This is a genomic window from Streptomyces albicerus, assembly GCF_008905045.1.
GTDB lineage: Bacteria > Actinomycetota > Actinomycetes > Streptomycetales > Streptomycetaceae > Streptomyces > Streptomyces albicerus.
Genome location: NZ_VWMY01000008.1, coordinates 181,080 through 196,183 on the forward strand (window position 1 = coordinate 181,080; position 15,104 = coordinate 196,183).

The 15,104-nt window shown below is 72.2% G+C and carries 15 protein-coding genes and 1 pseudogene; 8 read left to right on the plus strand and 8 right to left on the minus strand.

Features of this window, described 5'->3' with window-relative positions; genetic code table 11:
* The first annotated feature begins 30 nt into the window (after nucleotides 1-30).
* The gene (locus GAS53_RS09165) at nucleotides 31-390 is read left to right on the plus strand and encodes an SCO4225 family membrane protein (protein ID WP_151476948.1); all 360 of its coding nucleotides are present in this window, start codon (nucleotides 31-33) and stop codon (nucleotides 388-390) included.
* Between the two features lie 112 nt (nucleotides 391-502).
* On the opposite strand, the gene GAS53_RS09170 is transcribed toward GAS53_RS09165, so the two are convergent.
* The gene (locus tag GAS53_RS09170; protein ID WP_151476949.1) at nucleotides 503-2,188 is read right to left on the minus strand and encodes a lysyl oxidase family protein; all 1,686 of its coding nucleotides are present in this window, start codon (nucleotides 2,186-2,188) and stop codon (nucleotides 503-505) included.
* Between the two features lie 285 nt (nucleotides 2,189-2,473).
* Between GAS53_RS09170 and GAS53_RS09175 the strand changes: the two genes are divergently transcribed.
* Nucleotides 2,474-3,454: an NAD-dependent epimerase/dehydratase family protein gene (locus GAS53_RS09175; RefSeq protein ID WP_151476950.1), complete on the plus strand. Its 981-nt coding sequence runs from the start codon at nucleotides 2,474-2,476 to the stop codon at nucleotides 3,452-3,454.
* Between the two features lie 119 nt (nucleotides 3,455-3,573).
* On the opposite strand, the gene GAS53_RS09180 is transcribed toward GAS53_RS09175, so the two are convergent.
* Both GAS53_RS09180 and GAS53_RS09185 read right to left on the minus strand, forming a co-directional pair.
* Entirely contained in the window at nucleotides 3,574-4,686 is a 1,113-nt protein-coding gene (locus GAS53_RS09180) for a sensor histidine kinase (RefSeq protein ID WP_151476951.1), read from the minus strand.
* A 2-nt stretch (nucleotides 4,687-4,688) separates the two neighbouring features.
* Nucleotides 4,689-5,522, minus strand: a complete 834-nt coding sequence (locus GAS53_RS09185) for a response regulator transcription factor (RefSeq protein ID WP_151476952.1) — start codon at nucleotides 5,520-5,522, stop codon at nucleotides 4,689-4,691.
* 103 nt (nucleotides 5,523-5,625) lie between these two features.
* Between GAS53_RS09185 and GAS53_RS09190 the strand changes: the two genes are divergently transcribed.
* The 3 genes and pseudogenes from GAS53_RS09190 to GAS53_RS09200 form a co-directional block, all read left to right on the plus strand.
* Nucleotides 5,626-6,378, plus strand: a complete 753-nt coding sequence (locus GAS53_RS09190) for a glycosyltransferase family 2 protein (protein WP_192583031.1) — start codon at nucleotides 5,626-5,628, stop codon at nucleotides 6,376-6,378.
* Nucleotides 6,375-6,992 carry a TIGR04282 family arsenosugar biosynthesis glycosyltransferase gene (locus tag GAS53_RS09195; RefSeq protein ID WP_151476954.1) on the plus strand — a complete coding sequence of 206 codons (618 nt, stop codon included), beginning with the start codon at nucleotides 6,375-6,377 and terminating at the stop codon, nucleotides 6,990-6,992. Before GAS53_RS09190 ends, GAS53_RS09195 begins: the two co-directional genes overlap by 4 nt.
* Nucleotides 6,989-7,759, plus strand: a pseudogene (locus GAS53_RS09200) (methyltransferase domain-containing protein); the annotation flags it as partial. The gene GAS53_RS09195 and the pseudogene GAS53_RS09200, both read left to right, overlap by 4 nt.
* Nucleotides 7,760-7,935: 176 nt before the next feature.
* Here the strand turns inward: GAS53_RS09200 and GAS53_RS55050 are convergent.
* A complete protein-coding gene (locus GAS53_RS55050) occupies nucleotides 7,936-8,436 on the minus strand; it encodes a hypothetical protein (protein WP_225858822.1) in 501 nt (166 codons plus the stop codon).
* Nucleotides 8,437-8,465: 29 nt separating this feature from the next.
* Nucleotides 8,466-9,743, minus strand: coding sequence for a molybdopterin-dependent oxidoreductase (locus GAS53_RS09210; protein ID WP_151476955.1), 1,278 nt, complete (start codon nucleotides 9,741-9,743; stop codon nucleotides 8,466-8,468).
* A 113-nt stretch (nucleotides 9,744-9,856) separates the two neighbouring features.
* Between GAS53_RS09210 and GAS53_RS09215 the strand changes: the two genes are divergently transcribed.
* The gene (locus GAS53_RS09215; RefSeq protein WP_151476956.1) at nucleotides 9,857-11,206 is read left to right on the plus strand and encodes a hypothetical protein; all 1,350 of its coding nucleotides are present in this window, start codon (nucleotides 9,857-9,859) and stop codon (nucleotides 11,204-11,206) included.
* 72 nt (nucleotides 11,207-11,278) lie between these two features.
* Here GAS53_RS09215 and GAS53_RS09220 read toward each other — a convergent pair whose 3' ends face one another.
* On the minus strand, nucleotides 11,279-12,076 hold the full coding sequence (locus GAS53_RS09220; protein ID WP_225858823.1) for a flavodoxin family protein: 798 nt from the start codon (nucleotides 12,074-12,076) through the stop codon (nucleotides 11,279-11,281).
* A 152-nt stretch (nucleotides 12,077-12,228) separates the two neighbouring features.
* Nucleotides 12,229-12,705: a DUF5994 family protein gene (locus GAS53_RS09225; RefSeq protein ID WP_151476957.1), complete on the minus strand. Its 477-nt coding sequence runs from the start codon at nucleotides 12,703-12,705 to the stop codon at nucleotides 12,229-12,231.
* A gap of 379 nt (nucleotides 12,706-13,084) precedes the next feature.
* Here GAS53_RS09225 and GAS53_RS09230 point away from each other — a divergent pair, with 379 nt between their 5' ends.
* A complete protein-coding gene (locus tag GAS53_RS09230; RefSeq protein WP_151476958.1) occupies nucleotides 13,085-13,672 on the plus strand; it encodes a DUF5994 family protein in 588 nt (195 codons plus the stop codon).
* A gap of 5 nt (nucleotides 13,673-13,677) precedes the next feature.
* Entirely contained in the window at nucleotides 13,678-13,902 is a 225-nt protein-coding gene (locus GAS53_RS09235) for a hypothetical protein (protein ID WP_151476959.1), read from the plus strand.
* 45 nt (nucleotides 13,903-13,947) lie between these two features.
* Here GAS53_RS09235 and GAS53_RS09240 read toward each other — a convergent pair whose 3' ends face one another.
* On the minus strand, nucleotides 13,948-15,099 hold the full coding sequence (locus GAS53_RS09240; protein WP_404829192.1) for a fatty acid desaturase family protein: 1,152 nt from the start codon (nucleotides 15,097-15,099) through the stop codon (nucleotides 13,948-13,950).
* Nucleotides 15,100-15,104 lie beyond the last annotated feature (5 nt).

The following is a 15,104-nucleotide window of genomic DNA, read 5'->3' on the forward strand; positions in this document are numbered from 1 at the left end:
CATCGCGGGAGAGAACCCGGGAGAGAACCGATGAACGTTCGCCCGAAGCGCACCCTCGTACGCCTGATGTTCGCCAACCCCGCCTCGGCGGCCTACCTCGGCCTGGTCGGCGCCTCCGTCGCGGTCGCCGCGAGCGAACCGCTGTGGTCGGAGCACGGGGGCAACTCGTTGATTTGGGTGTGGCCGGCGCTCCTCACCTTCCCCGCCTCCGGCTCCCTCGCGGCGGTCGCCGCCGTGTGGAGCGTCGAGGAGACTCCCGCATGGTTCCTCGTCGGTGGGATCACCGCCTCCGCCCTGGTCCAGTCCCTGGCTCTCGGGGCGCTCCTGGAAACCCTGCGAGACCGGCGCCGCGACCGGCGTCCACCGCTCGCCCGTCCGCACGGCGGCTGAGCAGTGGCCCCTGGAGCCCGCGCCGGAGCGTCGGGATCCAGGGGCCACGCGTTCTACGGTCTTCCAGCTCCTGTCAGCGTTGTCCTGTCACCGCTGTCCTGTCTCCGCTCCCCTACGGGGCGTTGATCAGGTCGTGCGGCGGCACGGTCACGGTGCGGGCGCCCGGCTCACCGGCCAGGACGACCTTGCGCAGCGCGACGTTGTTGGCGGTGTTCGTCTCCTGGAGGCGCTTCTCCGGGTTGGCGATCACCTGGATGTAGTACGTGCCGTTCGGCAGGTCGGTGATGTCGAAGGACTGGCCGGGCAGGAACTGGGTGTACGTGTCACCGGAGCCGACGTCGAGGACCTCGCGGACGGAGATCGAGTTCTGCTCGCCGCAGGCGGTCGACAGATCGGTGTTGTTCGGGTGCCAGTTGGCGTTCTTCACCGTGTAGTCGATGGCGTCGGTGTTGGCCAGGCAGAACGCCTCCTTGCCGCTGCGCACCTCCTTGGTCTGGTCCTCGCTCAGCAGCCGGTAGCTGGCGAAGTCCGTGAAGTGCCAGTGCTCGTGGCCCTCCCGCGGGTCCCACTCCATGGTGCCGGTGGGCGTGTACCCGACCTGCTTGCCGTCCGCGTCGTAGAAGTACTGGTACGCGTCCATCAGGTCCTTGCCGGGGCTGCGGAAGCCGTCCACGACGAGGGGCGCCGGGCCCGCGTTCCAGACGTTCGCGCTGAAGGCGAGGTAGTCCTTGCCCGCTACGTCCCCCTCCTCGCCGTCGGTGACGGCGATGTCCCAGGCCGGCAGGGAACGCAGGTCGGGCTTGGGCACGTTCGCCGGGGCACCCGCACGGCCGGTGGGCCGCTTGGCGGCCGGCTTCAGCGCGGGCGCGATACGCGAGCCGTCGGTGTGGCCGGGTCCGTCGCCCAGGTGGTGCGCCAGACCGCGGTCCTCGAGCGCGTGCGACAGGGCGGGCGGGGTGGGTGCGTCGGCGCCGCGCGGGCCGTAGTGCTGATCGGCGGCCGTCGAGGGAGCGGCCTGCGCGTCATGCCCGGCGCCGTGGTGGGCGGACGAGCGCGAGGGGGCCACTCCCTCTCCGCCCTCGTCGTCACCGATCTCCCGCACCGTCACCTTGATGGTCGGCTGGTCGTCGGGGATGCCGAACAGGTCGCGGTACTTCTTGGCCACCGACACCTTGGCCGTGTACTCGCCCGCCGGCAGGTCCACCGGCTTGTCGTAGTCGACCGTGCTGGAGTTGGACGCCCAGCCCTTCTCGACGCCCCACACCGAGCCCAGCGTGAACGGATTGGTGGAGCAGCTCTCCGGATAGTGCGAGGTCGCCGGAGCGTCCGGACGAAGTCGTCCGGAGGCGTTGTTCGGGCAGAAGGTTCCCTGGCTCTGCGCCACCTCCTCGCCGGCCGCGTTCTTGACCGACACGTCGAGGAAGCCGGGCAGCCCGGAGAAGTCCTTCACCAGCCCGGCGGGCAGCTTCTTCGTCTTCGTGCTCGTTCCGTCACGGAGGATCTGCTGGGCGACGATCGGGTCCTTGTACGACTTCCGCGTCACCTTGAACTCCAGCGGCGCGTCGTCGACCGTGACGTACGTGCCGAGGTCCAGATAGACGCCGTCCTCCCCCTTCCAGCGGTTCAGCGTCACGGAGTTCGACGCGGCGATCAGCTTGAGCTTCGGCTTGCCCGCCGGGCCCGCCGGGGCCGCGCCGGCACCGGGAGCGGCCCCGGCCACGCCGACGACGACGGTGAGCGCGGCTCCGGCTGCGAGCGCCGAACGCTGTAAGCGACTGCGGTGTTGCTGACTGGTCATCGATTCCTCGTCTGCGAGTGCCACGGTCGAGTGGCATCGGACTGGACAGCCCACCATCGGCCGACGGTACGGACGCACCCCCACGCGCCCAGGCCGGATCTGTGAGCAACCTGTGAGACTGGTAAATGTGGTGCCTGGGTTGCCTGTTGAGGAAGAAATCAACGAGTGAGTCGAGCTCCGTGGGCGCGTCCCGTCTCCGCCCAGGTCCGCCCAGGTCTTACGGACCCGTGACATGCCGCGCGCTGCACTGCTGCCCGGTGAGCCTCCGGTCCTAGCGTGAGGCGTATGCGAGTACTGGTCACCGGCGGTGCCGGGTTCATCGGGTCCCATGTCGTCGAGGCGCTGAAGGCGCGTGGGCACGAGGCGGCCGTGTTCGATCTGCGGGACGGGCTGGACGTGCGGGACGCCTGGGCCGTCGCCGCCGCGCTGCCCGGCGTCGACGCCGTGTGCCATCAGGCGGCGATGGTCGGGCTGGGGACGGGTTTCGGCGACGCGGTCGAGTACGTGTCCCGCAACGACCTCGGTACGGCGGTGCTGCTCAGCGCGATGGCCGAGGCGGGGGTGCAGCGGCTGGTGCTCGCCGGGTCGATGGTCGTGTACGGGGAGGGGCGGTACGAGTGCGAGTGGCACGGCGTGGTGCGGCCGGGGCCCCGGGCCGTCGCCGACCTGGACGCGGGGCGGTTCGAGCCCCGGTGTCCGCAGTGCGGTGAGGAGCTGACCCCCGGCCTGGTGGGCGAGGACGCTCCGGTCGACCCGCGGAACGTGTACGCGACGACCAAGCTGGCCCAGGAACATCTGGCCGCGGCATGGGCCCGGTCGACGAGCGGCAGCGCGGTGTCGCTCCGCTATCACAACGTGTACGGGCCTGGGATGCCGCGCGACACCCCCTACGCGGGCGTCGCCTCCTTCTTCCGTTCCGCGCTGGCCCGGGGCGAGGCGCCCCGTGTCTACGAGGACGGGGGGCAGCGACGGGACTTCGTGCACGTACGGGATGTGGCGGCGGCCAATGTGGCGGCGCTGGAGGCGGAGCCCTTGGCGGGTTCGCTGGCCGCTTACAACGCCGGGAGCGGGGAGCCGCACACCGTCGGGGAGATGGCTCGGGCGCTGGCCGCCGCGTACGGCGGGCCCGCGCCCGTTGTGACCGGGGAGTACCGGCTGGGCGATGTACGGCACATCACGGCGGACTCGTCGCGGCTGCGGGCCGAGTTGGGGTGGAAGGCCGAGGTGGGGTTCGAGGAGGGTATGCGGGAGTTCGCGCGGGCGTAGCGCTGCCAGGGAGTGCGGTACGAAGTGCTCCCGCAGGACGTATGGAAGCTGCGGGCCGTCCGTGGCTTGTCGCGCAGTTCCCCGCGCCCCTTACGGGGCGCCCTTTTACGGGGCGGCCTTTACGGGGCCTCCGGGAGCGTTACCTCGAAGCGGCAGCCGCCCGGGACGTTGTGGACCGCCGCTCGGCCCTGGTGGGCCTCGACGATGCCGCGGACGATGGCCAGGCCCAGGCCCGCGCCGGCGGGAGGGGTGCGGGCGTGTGTGCCGCGCCAGCCGGTGTCGAAGACGCGGGGGAGGTCCTCCTCTGGGATGCCGCCGCAGCCGTCGGTGACGGACAGGACGACGCCGCCGGACGGGGAGCGTTCGGCGGCGACCGCGACCGTGCCGTCGGTGGGCGTGCGGCGGATCGCGTTGATGAGGAGGTTGCCCAGGACGCGGCTCATCTCCTTGCCGTCCACGTCGACCGGCACCGATTCGACCCGGTCGCCGACGAGCCGTACCCCGAGCTCGCGGGCGAGCGGGTCCGCTCCCGCGAGCGCGTCGCCGATCAGGTCGTACACCGAGATCCGGGAGGGCGAGAGGGCCAGCGTCCCGGCGTGTATCCGGGAGAGTTCGAAGAGGTCGCCGACCATGCCGTTGAGGCGCTCGACCTCCGTGCGGATCTGGCGCAGGTAGCGGTGGGGGTCGGCGGCGACGCCGTCCTCCAGGGCCTCGGACATGGCGCGGAGCCCGGCGAGCGGGGTGCGCAGGTCGTGCGAGATCCAGGCGACGAGTTCGCGGCGCGAGGTCTCCAGGGCGCGCTCGCGGTCACGGGACTCGGCGAGCCGGGCACTGGTGGCGGCCAACTCCCGGCTCAGCGCGTCCAGTTCGGCGGTCGCGGGCGCGTCCGGGGCCGCGAAGTCGCCGCCGTCGCCGAAGGAGCGGGCGGCGAGCGTGAGGTCCCGGCTGCGGGCGACGACCCAGCGGCCCAGCAGCAGCGCGGTCGCGAGGGAGACGACGGCGGCCATCGCGACGACCATCGTGACGACGGTCAGGTCGTGCGGGGACAGGAACATCGCCTGGGCCACGGCCAGCGTCCCGGCGAGCATCGCGGTCACGGCGACGGCGGCGATCACGGTGATCGACGCGGTCAGCGAGCGTCGCCGGACCAGCCGCAGCACACCCGCCCCGAGGAGGCCGGCCGCGGCGGCGCCGAGGAAGGCGAAGAGGGCGATGAGCAGGAAGTCGCGCATGGTCAGACCGTCTCCTCGGAGGCCGCGGTGTCGAAGCGGTAGCCGACGCCCCACACCGTCTGGATCAGCCGGGGCCTGGCGGGGTCGTCCTCGACCTTGCCGCGCAGCCGGCGCACATGGACGGTGACCGTCGACAGGTCGCCGAAGTCCCAGCCCCACACTTCGCGCATCAGCTCCTCGCGGCTGTACGCGTGGCCGGGGTTGCGCAGGAAGAACGCGAGGAGGTCGAACTCCCGGACGGTGAGGGCGAGTTCGGCGCCGTTCTTGGTGGCGCGGCGGGCCACCGGGTCGACGGCGAGGCCGGGCGCGTACAGGGGGCGCTCGGTGGCGGCGGGCCGCGTCCGGCGCAGCACCGACTCCACGCGCAGGACCAGCTCGCGGGGGCTGAAGGGCTTGGTCACGTAGTCGTCGGCGCCCACCTCCAGACCGAGGATCCGGTCGTCCTCGTCGCCGCGCGCGGTGAGCATGATGACCGGTACGGGCCCGTGGCCGCGTATCCGGCGGCACACCTCCAGGCCGTCCATCCCGGGGAGCATCAGGTCCAGTACGACCAGGTCGGGCCAGTGCGCGGCGGCGCGGGCGAGCGCGGACGGACCGTCTCCTGCCCGGTCCACGGCGTATCCGGCGCGGTCGAGGTAGCCGGCGACGACCTCGGCGACGGTGGGGTCGTCGTCCACGACGAGGACGCGCGTCGGGCTGTCCGGCCCGCGCCTGGCGGGTCCGGAACCGGGCCCGGAAGCGGAACCGGCTCCGGCACCGGCTCCCGCTCCGGGACCGGCACCGGCACCGGCACCGGCACCGGCACCGGCACCTGGGGATTCGTACGGCTGCTGCATGGGTCCAGCGTCGCACCGGCCCGGCCCGGGTGGCGTACGCCTGCTCGGACGTCCGTGTTTCGTAAGGAGCTGGAGTCCGTTTTGCCCTTTTCGTGTCCGTAGGGTGAAGGCCGTGACGACCTCTCCCACTCCGCGACCGGCTCGGCACGCGGCGCCCGTTGACGTGGTGCTGCCCTGCCTGAACGAGGCCGAGGCCCTGCCCTGGGTGCTCGCCCGCATCCCGCCCGGCTGGCGCGCGCTGGTCGTGGACAACGGCTCCACCGACGGCTCGGCGGACCTGGCCCGCGAGCTGGGCGCGACCGTCGTACGCGAGGAGCGGCGCGGGTTCGGCGCCGCCTGCCACGCGGGGCTGACCGCCGCCACGGCCGACATCGTGTGCTTCTGCGACTGCGACGCCTCGCTCGACCCGTCGGCCCTGGTCCCCTTCGTGCGCGAAGTGCGGGACGGCGAGGCCGACTTGGTGCTCGGCCGGCGTCGGCCGCAGGGCCGGGGCGCCTGGCCGGCGCACGCCCGGGCGGGCAATCTCGCGCTCGCCCGGATGCTGCGCCGCCGCACCGGTCTGCGGCTGCACGACCTCGGGCCCCTGCGGGCCGCCCGCCGCGAACCGCTGCTCGCCCTCGGCCTCACGGACCGGCGCAGCGGCTATCCGCTGGAGATGGTCGTGCGTGCGGCCGACGCCGGGTGGCGCGTCGCCGAACACGACGTCCCGTATCTGCCGCGCACCGGCGCCTCGAAGGTGACCGGCACCTGGCGCGGCACCTGGCACGCGGTACGGGACATGAGCCGGGTCCTGGCCGAGTCGCCGGCCGCCGCTTCCGTTACCCCCGCCCCTTCCCAGGGAGGAACCGCCCAGTGACCACTCTGCTCGTCATCGCCAAGGAACCGCGGCCCGGGCGGGTGAAGACCCGGCTCACCCCTCCCTTCACCCCCGGGGAGGCGGCGGCGCTCGCCGAGGCGTGCCTCGTGGACACCCTGCGTGCGGTGGCGGCGACGCCCGCGCGGCGGCGTGTGCTGGTGCTCGACGGAGAGCCGGGCCGCTGGCTGCCGCCCGGCTTCGAGGTCGTACGGCAATGCGCGGGCGGCCTCGACGAACGGCTGGCCGCGGCCTTCGCGGACTGCACCGGCCCGGCCCTGCTCATCGGCATGGACACGCCTCAGGTGACGCCGGGGCTCCTCACCGTGGACTTCGCCGACTGCGACGCGTACTTCGGTCCGGCCGAGGACGGCGGCTTCTGGGCGCTGGGCCTCGCCGAACCCGATCCGGGGCTGCTGCGGGGCGTACCGATGTCCACGCCCACGACGGGTGCCGTGCAGCGGGCCCGGCTCGTCGCGGCGGGCCTGCGCGTGCGCGACCTGCCACGCCTCCGGGACGTGGACACGGCCCACGACGCGGAGCTGGTCGCCGCGTCGGCCCCCGGCAGCCACTTCGCCGCCGAACTGGGCCGCCGGACGGCGGTCACCGGCCGATGAGCACCGCACGCGAGGTGGCACCGACGGAGTTCGCGAGCCGCCTGACACCGATCAGCAAGCGCGGACGGCGAGGCTCGGGCTCGGGTACGCCCTCCTCGGCACCCGGAGCACAGCGCTCGCCCGACGCCTCCGCACCACCGGAATCAGAGACACCGCCCAGCCGTACGGTGCCCAGGCAGGTCCGCGGCACGCCGCACCCCACGCCGACCGACGCCTCCACGGCTCCGGAGGCAGAGGCACCGCCCGGTCGTCCCGTGCACGGTGGCGCCCCGCGCCCTCGGCCGGGTGACGTTTCCGCGCCGCCAGAGGTGGCCGGGGCGAGCTGCCATGTGCCCCGGCAGACCGTCGGTGCCGCGCGGCCCTGGTCCGCCGATCCCTACTCCGACGCCCTGGTCTCCGGGCGCGGGCCGCTCTTTCTGCGGCGGAGTGACGGGTGGCTGCTGCCGTTGGAGGTGGAGCGGTGGTGTGCGGATGCCGATGCGGTGGACCGGGAGGTGCTGGGGCGCTGTGAGGGGGCCGTACTCGATGTGGGGTGCGGGCCGGGACGGCTTGTCGCCGAGCTCGCGGTGCGGGGCAGGGCCGCGCTCGGTATCGATGTCAGCGAGGCGGCCGTCGCGCACACCGTGCGGCTCGGGGGCCAGGCGCTGCGGCGGTCCGTCTTCGAGCCGCTGCCGGGCGAGGGCCGCTGGGACACCGCCCTCCTCATCGACGGCAACGTCGGCATCGGCGGCGACCCCGCCGCCCTGCTCCACCGGATGTCCCAACTCCTCGCCCCTGGCGGGCTGTTGATCGTCGAGACCGTCCCGGACGTGGACGTCGACGAACGCGTCAGCGTCCGGGTCGCCGACAGCCACGGCGCCGCGGGCCCCGCCTTCCCATGGGCCCGCCTCGGCACCCCGTCCCTGCTGCGGCACGCGGCACGCGCGGGCTGGCGCCCGGACGGTCAGTGGACGACCGGCGGCCGCTCCTTCGCCGCCCTGCGCAACCGCAGCACGAACAGCACCGCCGAGCCCGCGAACAGCACCGCCGTCACCAGCAGCCACCGGCCGAGGAACACATCGCCCGGCAGCCCGATCGCGGACTCGTAACCGCTCGCCACGCGCCCGCTGATCAGCGGGAACCACACCAGCAGGAGCAGCCCGGACAGGGCCGCCGGGACACGGACGTACATCGTCCACTCCCGGCGGCCGGCGGCGCCGAGGGCCCGTACGACCGCCCGGTCCGCCACCGCGTACAACGGCACCAGCACCAGGTCGTGCAGCAACGCCGCGCCCACGAACCACAGCGCCACGCCGAACCAGTCGTCCGCCAGCAGCCGTACGCCCGCGTATCCGGCGAGCGCGAACGAGCAGGCGAGCAGCAGGAGTTGGAGGGGACTGCCCACCACCGGACGTCGCATCAGGACCGACCGGTTCAGAGGCCGCTTCAACACAGGTCGTTTCATCGCAGGCAGTTTCATCGCAGGCCGCTTCATCACAGGTCTCCGAACGTCATCCGGGCCACCCACTTGGTGTTCAGCACACCGGGCGCCGCGGGCACGATGATCCGCGCCGGGTAGCCGTGGTCGGGGGTCAGGGGCTCGCCGTTGACGAACAGGGCGAGCAGGGAACGTGAGTCGCGCACCTGGTTGTCCCGCAGGGCAGCCCTGCGGAACGCCCCGCGCCGCTGAAGCGACTCCACCAGCACATCCGGTGCCGCATCCGCCTCGTACCCGACGAGCGCCGCCAGGTCCCGCAGCCGTACACCCCGCCACCACTGGTCGGAGGTCGACCAGCCCTCCACACAGGCGATGGGCAGCGCGGAACTGTGCAAGGACAGCCCCAGCAGTTCTTCCCGGCTCAGCCGGACCGTTCCCCCGCGCCCCTCCACCACCAGCCGCCACGCCTCCTCGCTCGTCTCCGCCGCGGTGATCCCGCGCGACGCGGCCGTCTTGTTGATCTGGAACCCGGCGGGTCCGCTGCCCGGCTCGGACCCGCCGTGCGGGGCGAGCACGGCCGTCGCCCGCAGCGGCCCGTCGAAGTTCTGCCCCACCGTCGTACCGAAGAGAAGCAGCGAACCGCCGCCGACGAACCACAGGGCCCCGCGCCGCGAGACGGTCGGCTCGGCGGGAGCGGGCGACACCAGTTCCTCACCTCCTCGAGGCGAGGCATCTCCTCGGAGAGGGTCTTCTTCCCGGAGACGGCCTTCATCCCGGAGCCCGCGAAGGTTCCGTACCGCCGTCGGTACCCGCAGCACCGCGTGCGTCACGAACGCGGCGAAGAACACCCACGCGCCGTAGAAGTGCAGCGGATAGAAGGAGCCGGGGAAGAGGTAGTCGAGCTGCACGTTCAGCACACCCGTCACGAACTCGAACAGCGCGCCCCCGACCAGCAGGAGCAGCGAGATCCGCTCCAGCGCGTGCGCGAGCGACCGCGCGGGCGGCAGCGCGAACAGCTTCGGCACGACCGACCACAGCTTCGCGAGGAGTACGGGGATCAGCGCGATGCCGAGCGTGACATGGACGCCCTGGTTGAGGCGGTACAGCCAGGGCGGGTCGGTCGGCCAGGAGAAGAGATAGAAGCCGAGGACGCCCTTGTCCGGGGTCTTGTCGTTCACCGGTGACAGGTCCGGGTTGTAGGAGGCGTACGACAGCAGACCCGTCACGAACAGCACCGTGATCCCGACGAGGAGCACCACACCGAGCACAGAGGTGAACCAGGGGCCGCGCACGGGACTGCGCCAGAAGGCGGGGGAGGAAGGGGAGCGTGCCATGTGCCGACCGTAGGCAGGGAGCACCCCGCTCAGGGGGTCCGGAACCATGACGAAACGCTGACGTCCACCCCTGCGGGCGCCGCCACGGGCGGCCGCGGACCTAGCTTTTGCGTGTGAACCGCGATCTTCTCCGCGACCTGGCCGCAGCGCTGGCCGCCGCACTGCTCGTCACGGCCGCCGCCCTGACCGGCATCGCCATCAAACGCGAGCACGACACCCTCCACGTCGGCTGGCCGCCCCTGTACGCCGTGTGGGAGCCGCATGTCGGCCCCGGCACCTTCGTCGCGCCCGTCGTCGCGATCGCCGTCGTGGCGTACGGCCCGCTGCTGGCCGCCCGGCTGCCCTGGCGCGCGCTGCTGTTCACCGCCTGGGGCACGTCCATGGCCTGGACGTTCTCGCTCGCCCTGATCGACGGCTGGCACTGGGGTATCGCCCGCCGCCTGACGACCGCGTACGAGTACCTCCAGGTCATCGACCGCTTCCACGACATCCCCGACACCCTGCGGGACTTCACGAACCACATCCTGATCGGCTCCCCCGACCACTGGCCCCCGCACGTCGCCGGGCATCCGCCGGGGGCCACCGTCACCTTCGTCCTCCTCGACCGGATCGGGCTCGGCGGCGGGGCGTGGGCGGGCGTCTGGTGCATCGTCGTCGGGGCGGCGGCGTCGGCCGCGATCCTCGTGACCGTACGCGTACTGGCCTCCGAGACCCTCGCCCGCCGGGCCGCGCCCTTCCTCGTCCTCGCCCCGGCGGCCGTGTGGATGGGCACCTCCGCCGACGGCTACTTCGCGGCGGTCGCCGCCTGGGCCGTCGCGTTCCTCGCCCTCGCGGTCACGGGCCACCGGCCACGGGCGACGGGCCTCGCCTCCGGGCTCCTCTTCGGCCTCACCGCGTATCTCTCGTACGGCCTGACGCTCTACGCCCTGATCGCCGGCGGCGTCCTGCTGCTCGGCTCCCGCTCCCGAAGACTCCGCCCCCTCCCGTACGTCCTTGCCGGATTCGTCGTCGTCCCGGCCGTGTTCACCCTCCTCGGCTTCAACTGGTGGGAGGCGTACCACCTGTTGGTCGAGCGCTACTACCAAGGGGCAGGCGGCCTCCGGCCGTACGGCTACTGGGTGTGGGCCAACCTCGCCTGCACCGTGCTGGTGGTGGGCCCGGCGACGGTCGCGGGCCTGCGACGGGCCGGCGCGGCTCCCGTACGCAAGGGCGTCCGCGTCTGTCTGCGCACGCCCGCCGACGCCCCCGAAACCCGCCTGGCCCTGCTCGTGCTCGCCGCGCTGCTCGCCCTCCTCGCCGCCGACTTCTCGGGCATGAGCAAGGCGGAGACGGAACGCATCTGGCTCCCGTTCGCACTGTGGCTGCTCGCGGCGGGCGCGTTCCTGCCCCGGCCGCGCGCCTGGCTCACCGCGCAGGCCGCCCTGGCCCTGCTCCTGAACCATCTGCTGCTGACCGGCTGGTGAGGGGCGGCCCCCGGCGACACACGACGACATCCAACGACATGCAATGACATCCGACGACCGCCGACAGCGGCCTCAGCGGTAGTCGGGGTTCGGGTGGTCGAGGCGGCAGCCCGCGTCCCATTCGGAGCGCTGGTTTCCGTGGGCCGGGATGCCCTTGGCGCGCTTCAGCATGGCCGCCACGTGCATGAGATTCCAGGTCATGAAGGTGGTGTTGCGGTTGGTGAAGTCGTTCTCCGGCCCGCCCGACCCGGGGTCGAGGTAGGACGGACCGGGTCCCGCCGGACCGATCCAGCCCGCGTCGGCCTGCGGCGGGATGATGTAGCCGAGGTGCTGCAGGCTGTAGAGGATGTTCATGGCGCAGTGCTTCGCGCCGTCCTCGTTGCCGGTGATCAGACAGCCGCCGGCGCGCCCGTAATAGGCGTACTGACCCTGGGAGTTGAGCAGTCCCGAGCCGCTGTAGAGGCGCTCGATGACCTGTTTCATGACCGAGCTGTTGTCACCGAGCCAGATCGGCCCGGCGAGCACCAGGATGTCCGCGGCCATCACCTGCTCGTACAGCGCGGGCCAGGCGTCCGTGGCGAAGCCGTGCTCGGTCATGTCCGGGTAGACGCCCGGCGCGATGTCGTGGTCGACGGCGCGTACGACGTCCGTGGCGACCCCGCGCGCGTCCATGATGGCGCGGCTCTTGTCGATCAGCCCCTGGGTGTTGCTGACCTGCGGCGACGGTTTGAGCGTGCAGTTGACGAACAGGGCGCGCAGGTCGTCGAAGCGGTACGCATCGTCGGGGCCGGTGGCTGTATCCGGGCTGGTGTCGGCATCGGATCCGGTATCGGCATCGGAGCTGGTGTCGGTGGACGGCTGCGCGGCCATGGAGGGCTCCCTCACGGAGACGGCGGATGCGGGTCCAGGCTCTCACCCCTGCGGGCTGCCGACGGATACGGGTCCGGACCAAGCGGCAGCGTCTCGCGTGGATCTCTGTCTGTCCCTCCGTGACTCGCCGGTATGCCGTGCGTCCACCCGGTTCAGGCGCCTGGTGGTGTGCCGGTGTCGATGAGGATCTGTTCGGCCTGCACGAGGTTGTCGGCGCGGACGGCTTCGGCCATCGCGGCGCGGGCCGCCTCGGGTGTCGCGTGCGGCGGGATCACGAGCAGGGAGAAGAGGTCCTGATCGCCGCGGGTGATGAGGACGGTGTCGTCGCCGACGGGGAAGGAGTCGATGTGCACGACACGGTCGCCGATGGTCAACCGCGTCGGAAGTTCTTCCCAGGCACTGGAGTCCAGGCCGACTCGGGTGACCGGCCCGAGGTGCTCGGTCAGTGCGGCGATCAGGACGGGAAGCTCGGCCGCGATGTCGCGGGACCGTGGCCACCACGCCCCGTCGAGCACTCCCCGACGGTCGTCCGTCGTCTCCAGCCGTACGACGGCCGTCCCGGGTTTGACGGCCTGATGGAGGGCGCCCGGCAGCAGCCTGGTCACACGCGGGGAGTCGGAGCCGGACATCACGCTCGCCTGTCTGCCGGGATTCGGCGACCCGGCCGCCGCTGCTCGCCTGCGACGATGTCGGCGCGGCCGCCGAGGAAAGAGAGTCGCTTCCTCGTTTCACGGTACTCCTCGCCCTACGGACTCCTCGGTCCGCTGACTCCTCGGTCCACGGCCCGGAGCAGGCCTGCGCACGGCCGGCCGTATCCGGGCCGGAAACACGCTCGGCAGGAACCGGCACGTTCCGGAGGCCTCGCGACAGTCCGCCGGGCATCGGTCCGGAGTAGCCTGGGGGCACCGAGGGCACTTCGTACGCCGGTCTTCATACCTGCGTCGTTCTCGGTGAGCGACAACACCGGACGGCTGCCCGCGAGCCGCGGTCCGGAGACGGGTTCGCGCGATGTCCGCGACCACCGACCATCCCCCGCTGCGGATCGTGCCCTTCGAGGCTCCGACCGCCCGCCTCGCGCTGAAGCCCGCGAGCACTCCCCCAGGACTTCTGGACGGCGCCTGGTGGCCCCGCTCCCGTGACCTGACGCAGGAACTCTCAGCCCTGGCCGACGTGCTGGACCCCCTCTGGGGCCGGATCACCCGGATCGCCGTCAACCCTCGGTACTGGCCTGTCATCCCGCGCAAGGTGCACGTCAACGGCCATGTGGTGAACGTCGGTTGGTTCACCTCGGAGCTGGACCCCCACAAGATCCTGCTGATGTCCTACACCGTCGGCCGCTGGGATCTCCTGGTGATCCCGCCGGAGAGCGACGCCTCCTCGGCCGCCCGGCTCATGGCCGCCGCCGGCGGCGCAGGCGCCGACCCTCTGACGACCGCGACCGCACTCATCACCGCGGAACACGCCTTGCACGGAAGCCCGGCCCCGGCGACCGACCGGGCACAGGATCCGGCGGAGGGCCGGGAGGACGAGGGCGGCGCTCCACTGGTCCGAGCGGCAGCGCTCGCCCGCCCCGCTCACCCGGTCACAGGGAGGTGACCGGCATGGTCATCTCCCTGGCGACCAGTGCGCTGCTGATCCTGCTCGTCGTGGCGACACGTGTGATCCAGCCCGTCGGCCGGGCACAGGCATCCCGCGAAGACCGCAGGCAGCCACCGCAGCCCAGGCCCGGGCTCATCGCGCGCCCCACCACGGTCCGTCCCCGGCACGACCATCGTGACGGCGGCCGGGGCCGTCTGCACCCCCGCCGCCGGAGCACGCGCCGCTAAGCGGCCGACGGCCGGCTCAGGACGCGCGCCCGGCAGCACAGCAGATCAAGAGCGTCCCCACGGCACCTTCGGTACCGCGTGGCGCAGGACGCGGCCCCACATGGACGAGTACTGGCGCCACAGCGGCCCGGTGACGTACGCGATCCCGTGCCGGGCGCAGACCTCGCGTATCCGTGGGGCGAGCTCGGCGTAGCGGTTGCTGGGCAGGTCGGGGAAGACGTGGTGTTCGATCTGGTGGCTCAGGTTGCCGGTGAGGACGTGGAGGAGGAGGCCGCCCTCGATGTTCGCCGAGCCCTGGATCTGGCGCAGATACCACTCGCCGCGCGTCTCGCCCTCGAGCTGCTCCTCCTCGTACGAGAAGGTCTGGACGTCGGCCGGGAAGTGGCCGCAGAAGATCACGGTGTGCGCCCAGATGTTGCGGAGCCCGTTCGCGGTGATGTTGCCGAGCAGGCAGGGCAGCGCGGAGGGGCCCGCGAGCAGCGGGAAGAGGACGTAGTCCTTGGCCGACTGGCGCACCGCCTTGCGGGCCATTCCCGCCAGGTCGCCGAGGAACGCCCGTACACTCTTGCGCCCCGACCGCACGCCGTCCGCCTCCAGGTCGTACAGGGCGATGCCCCACTCGAAGACTGGGGCGAGCAGCGCGGCGTACAGCGGCTGGAGGAGATGGACCGGATGCCAGGGCTGCTCCGGGCTCATACGCAGGACCGTGTAGCCGAGGTCCCGGTCGCGGCCGACGACGTTCGTGTACGTGTGGTGCAGGTGGTTGTGGGTGTGCTTCCAGGCGTCGGCGGGGGTGAGGAAGTCCCACTCCCAGGTGGTGGAGTGGATCGCCGGATCGCCCATCCAGTCCCACTGGCCGTGCAGGATGTTGTGGCCCAGCTCCATGTTCTCCAGGACCTTGGCGACGGTGAGCATCGCGGTGCCCGCCGCCCAGGCGGGCGGGAACAGCGACACGGCGAGAGCGGCGCGGCCGCCGGTCTCCAGACCGCGCTGGACGGCGATCACCGTGTGGATGTAGCGGGCGTCCTCCGCGCCGCGTGCCGCGACGACCTCGGCACGGATCCGGTCGAGCTCCTCGCCGAGCACCTCGGTGTGCTCCTCGAGCTGCTCAAGGGGTGTGACTGGTACGGCACTTGTGGACGTGGAAGACGTAACAGGCATGGAGGACGTGGAAGGCATGGAAGGCGTGGAAGGCATGGAGG

Excerpts from the sequence above, each read along its gene's own strand:
- GAS53_RS09165 (WP_151476948.1), top strand. The coding sequence starts at position 31 with ATGAACGTTCGCCCGAAGCGCACCCTCGTACGCCTGATGTTCGCCAAC.
- GAS53_RS09170 (WP_151476949.1), bottom strand. The coding sequence starts at position 2,188 with ATGACCAGTCAGCAACACCGCAGTCGCTTACAGCGTTCGGCGCTCGCA.
- GAS53_RS09175 (WP_151476950.1), top strand. The coding sequence starts at position 2,474 with ATGCGAGTACTGGTCACCGGCGGTGCCGGGTTCATCGGGTCCCATGTC.
- GAS53_RS09180 (WP_151476951.1), bottom strand. The coding sequence starts at position 4,686 with ATGCGCGACTTCCTGCTCATCGCCCTCTTCGCCTTCCTCGGCGCCGCC.
- GAS53_RS09185 (WP_151476952.1), bottom strand. The coding sequence starts at position 5,522 with ATGCAGCAGCCGTACGAATCCCCAGGTGCCGGTGCCGGTGCCGGTGCC.
- GAS53_RS55050 (WP_225858822.1), bottom strand. The coding sequence starts at position 8,436 with ATGAAACGACCTGTGTTGAAGCGGCCTCTGAACCGGTCGGTCCTGATG.
- GAS53_RS09210 (WP_151476955.1), bottom strand. The coding sequence starts at position 9,743 with ATGGCACGCTCCCCTTCCTCCCCCGCCTTCTGGCGCAGTCCCGTGCGC.
- GAS53_RS09220 (WP_225858823.1), bottom strand. The coding sequence starts at position 12,076 with ATGGCCGCGCAGCCGTCCACCGACACCAGCTCCGATGCCGATACCGGA.
- GAS53_RS09225 (WP_151476957.1), bottom strand. The coding sequence starts at position 12,705 with ATGTCCGGCTCCGACTCCCCGCGTGTGACCAGGCTGCTGCCGGGCGCC.
- GAS53_RS09230 (WP_151476958.1), top strand. The coding sequence starts at position 13,085 with ATGTCCGCGACCACCGACCATCCCCCGCTGCGGATCGTGCCCTTCGAG.
- GAS53_RS09235 (WP_151476959.1), top strand. The coding sequence starts at position 13,678 with ATGGTCATCTCCCTGGCGACCAGTGCGCTGCTGATCCTGCTCGTCGTG.
- GAS53_RS09240 (WP_404829192.1), bottom strand. The coding sequence starts at position 15,099 with ATGCCTTCCACGCCTTCCATGCCTTCCACGTCCTCCATGCCTGTTACG.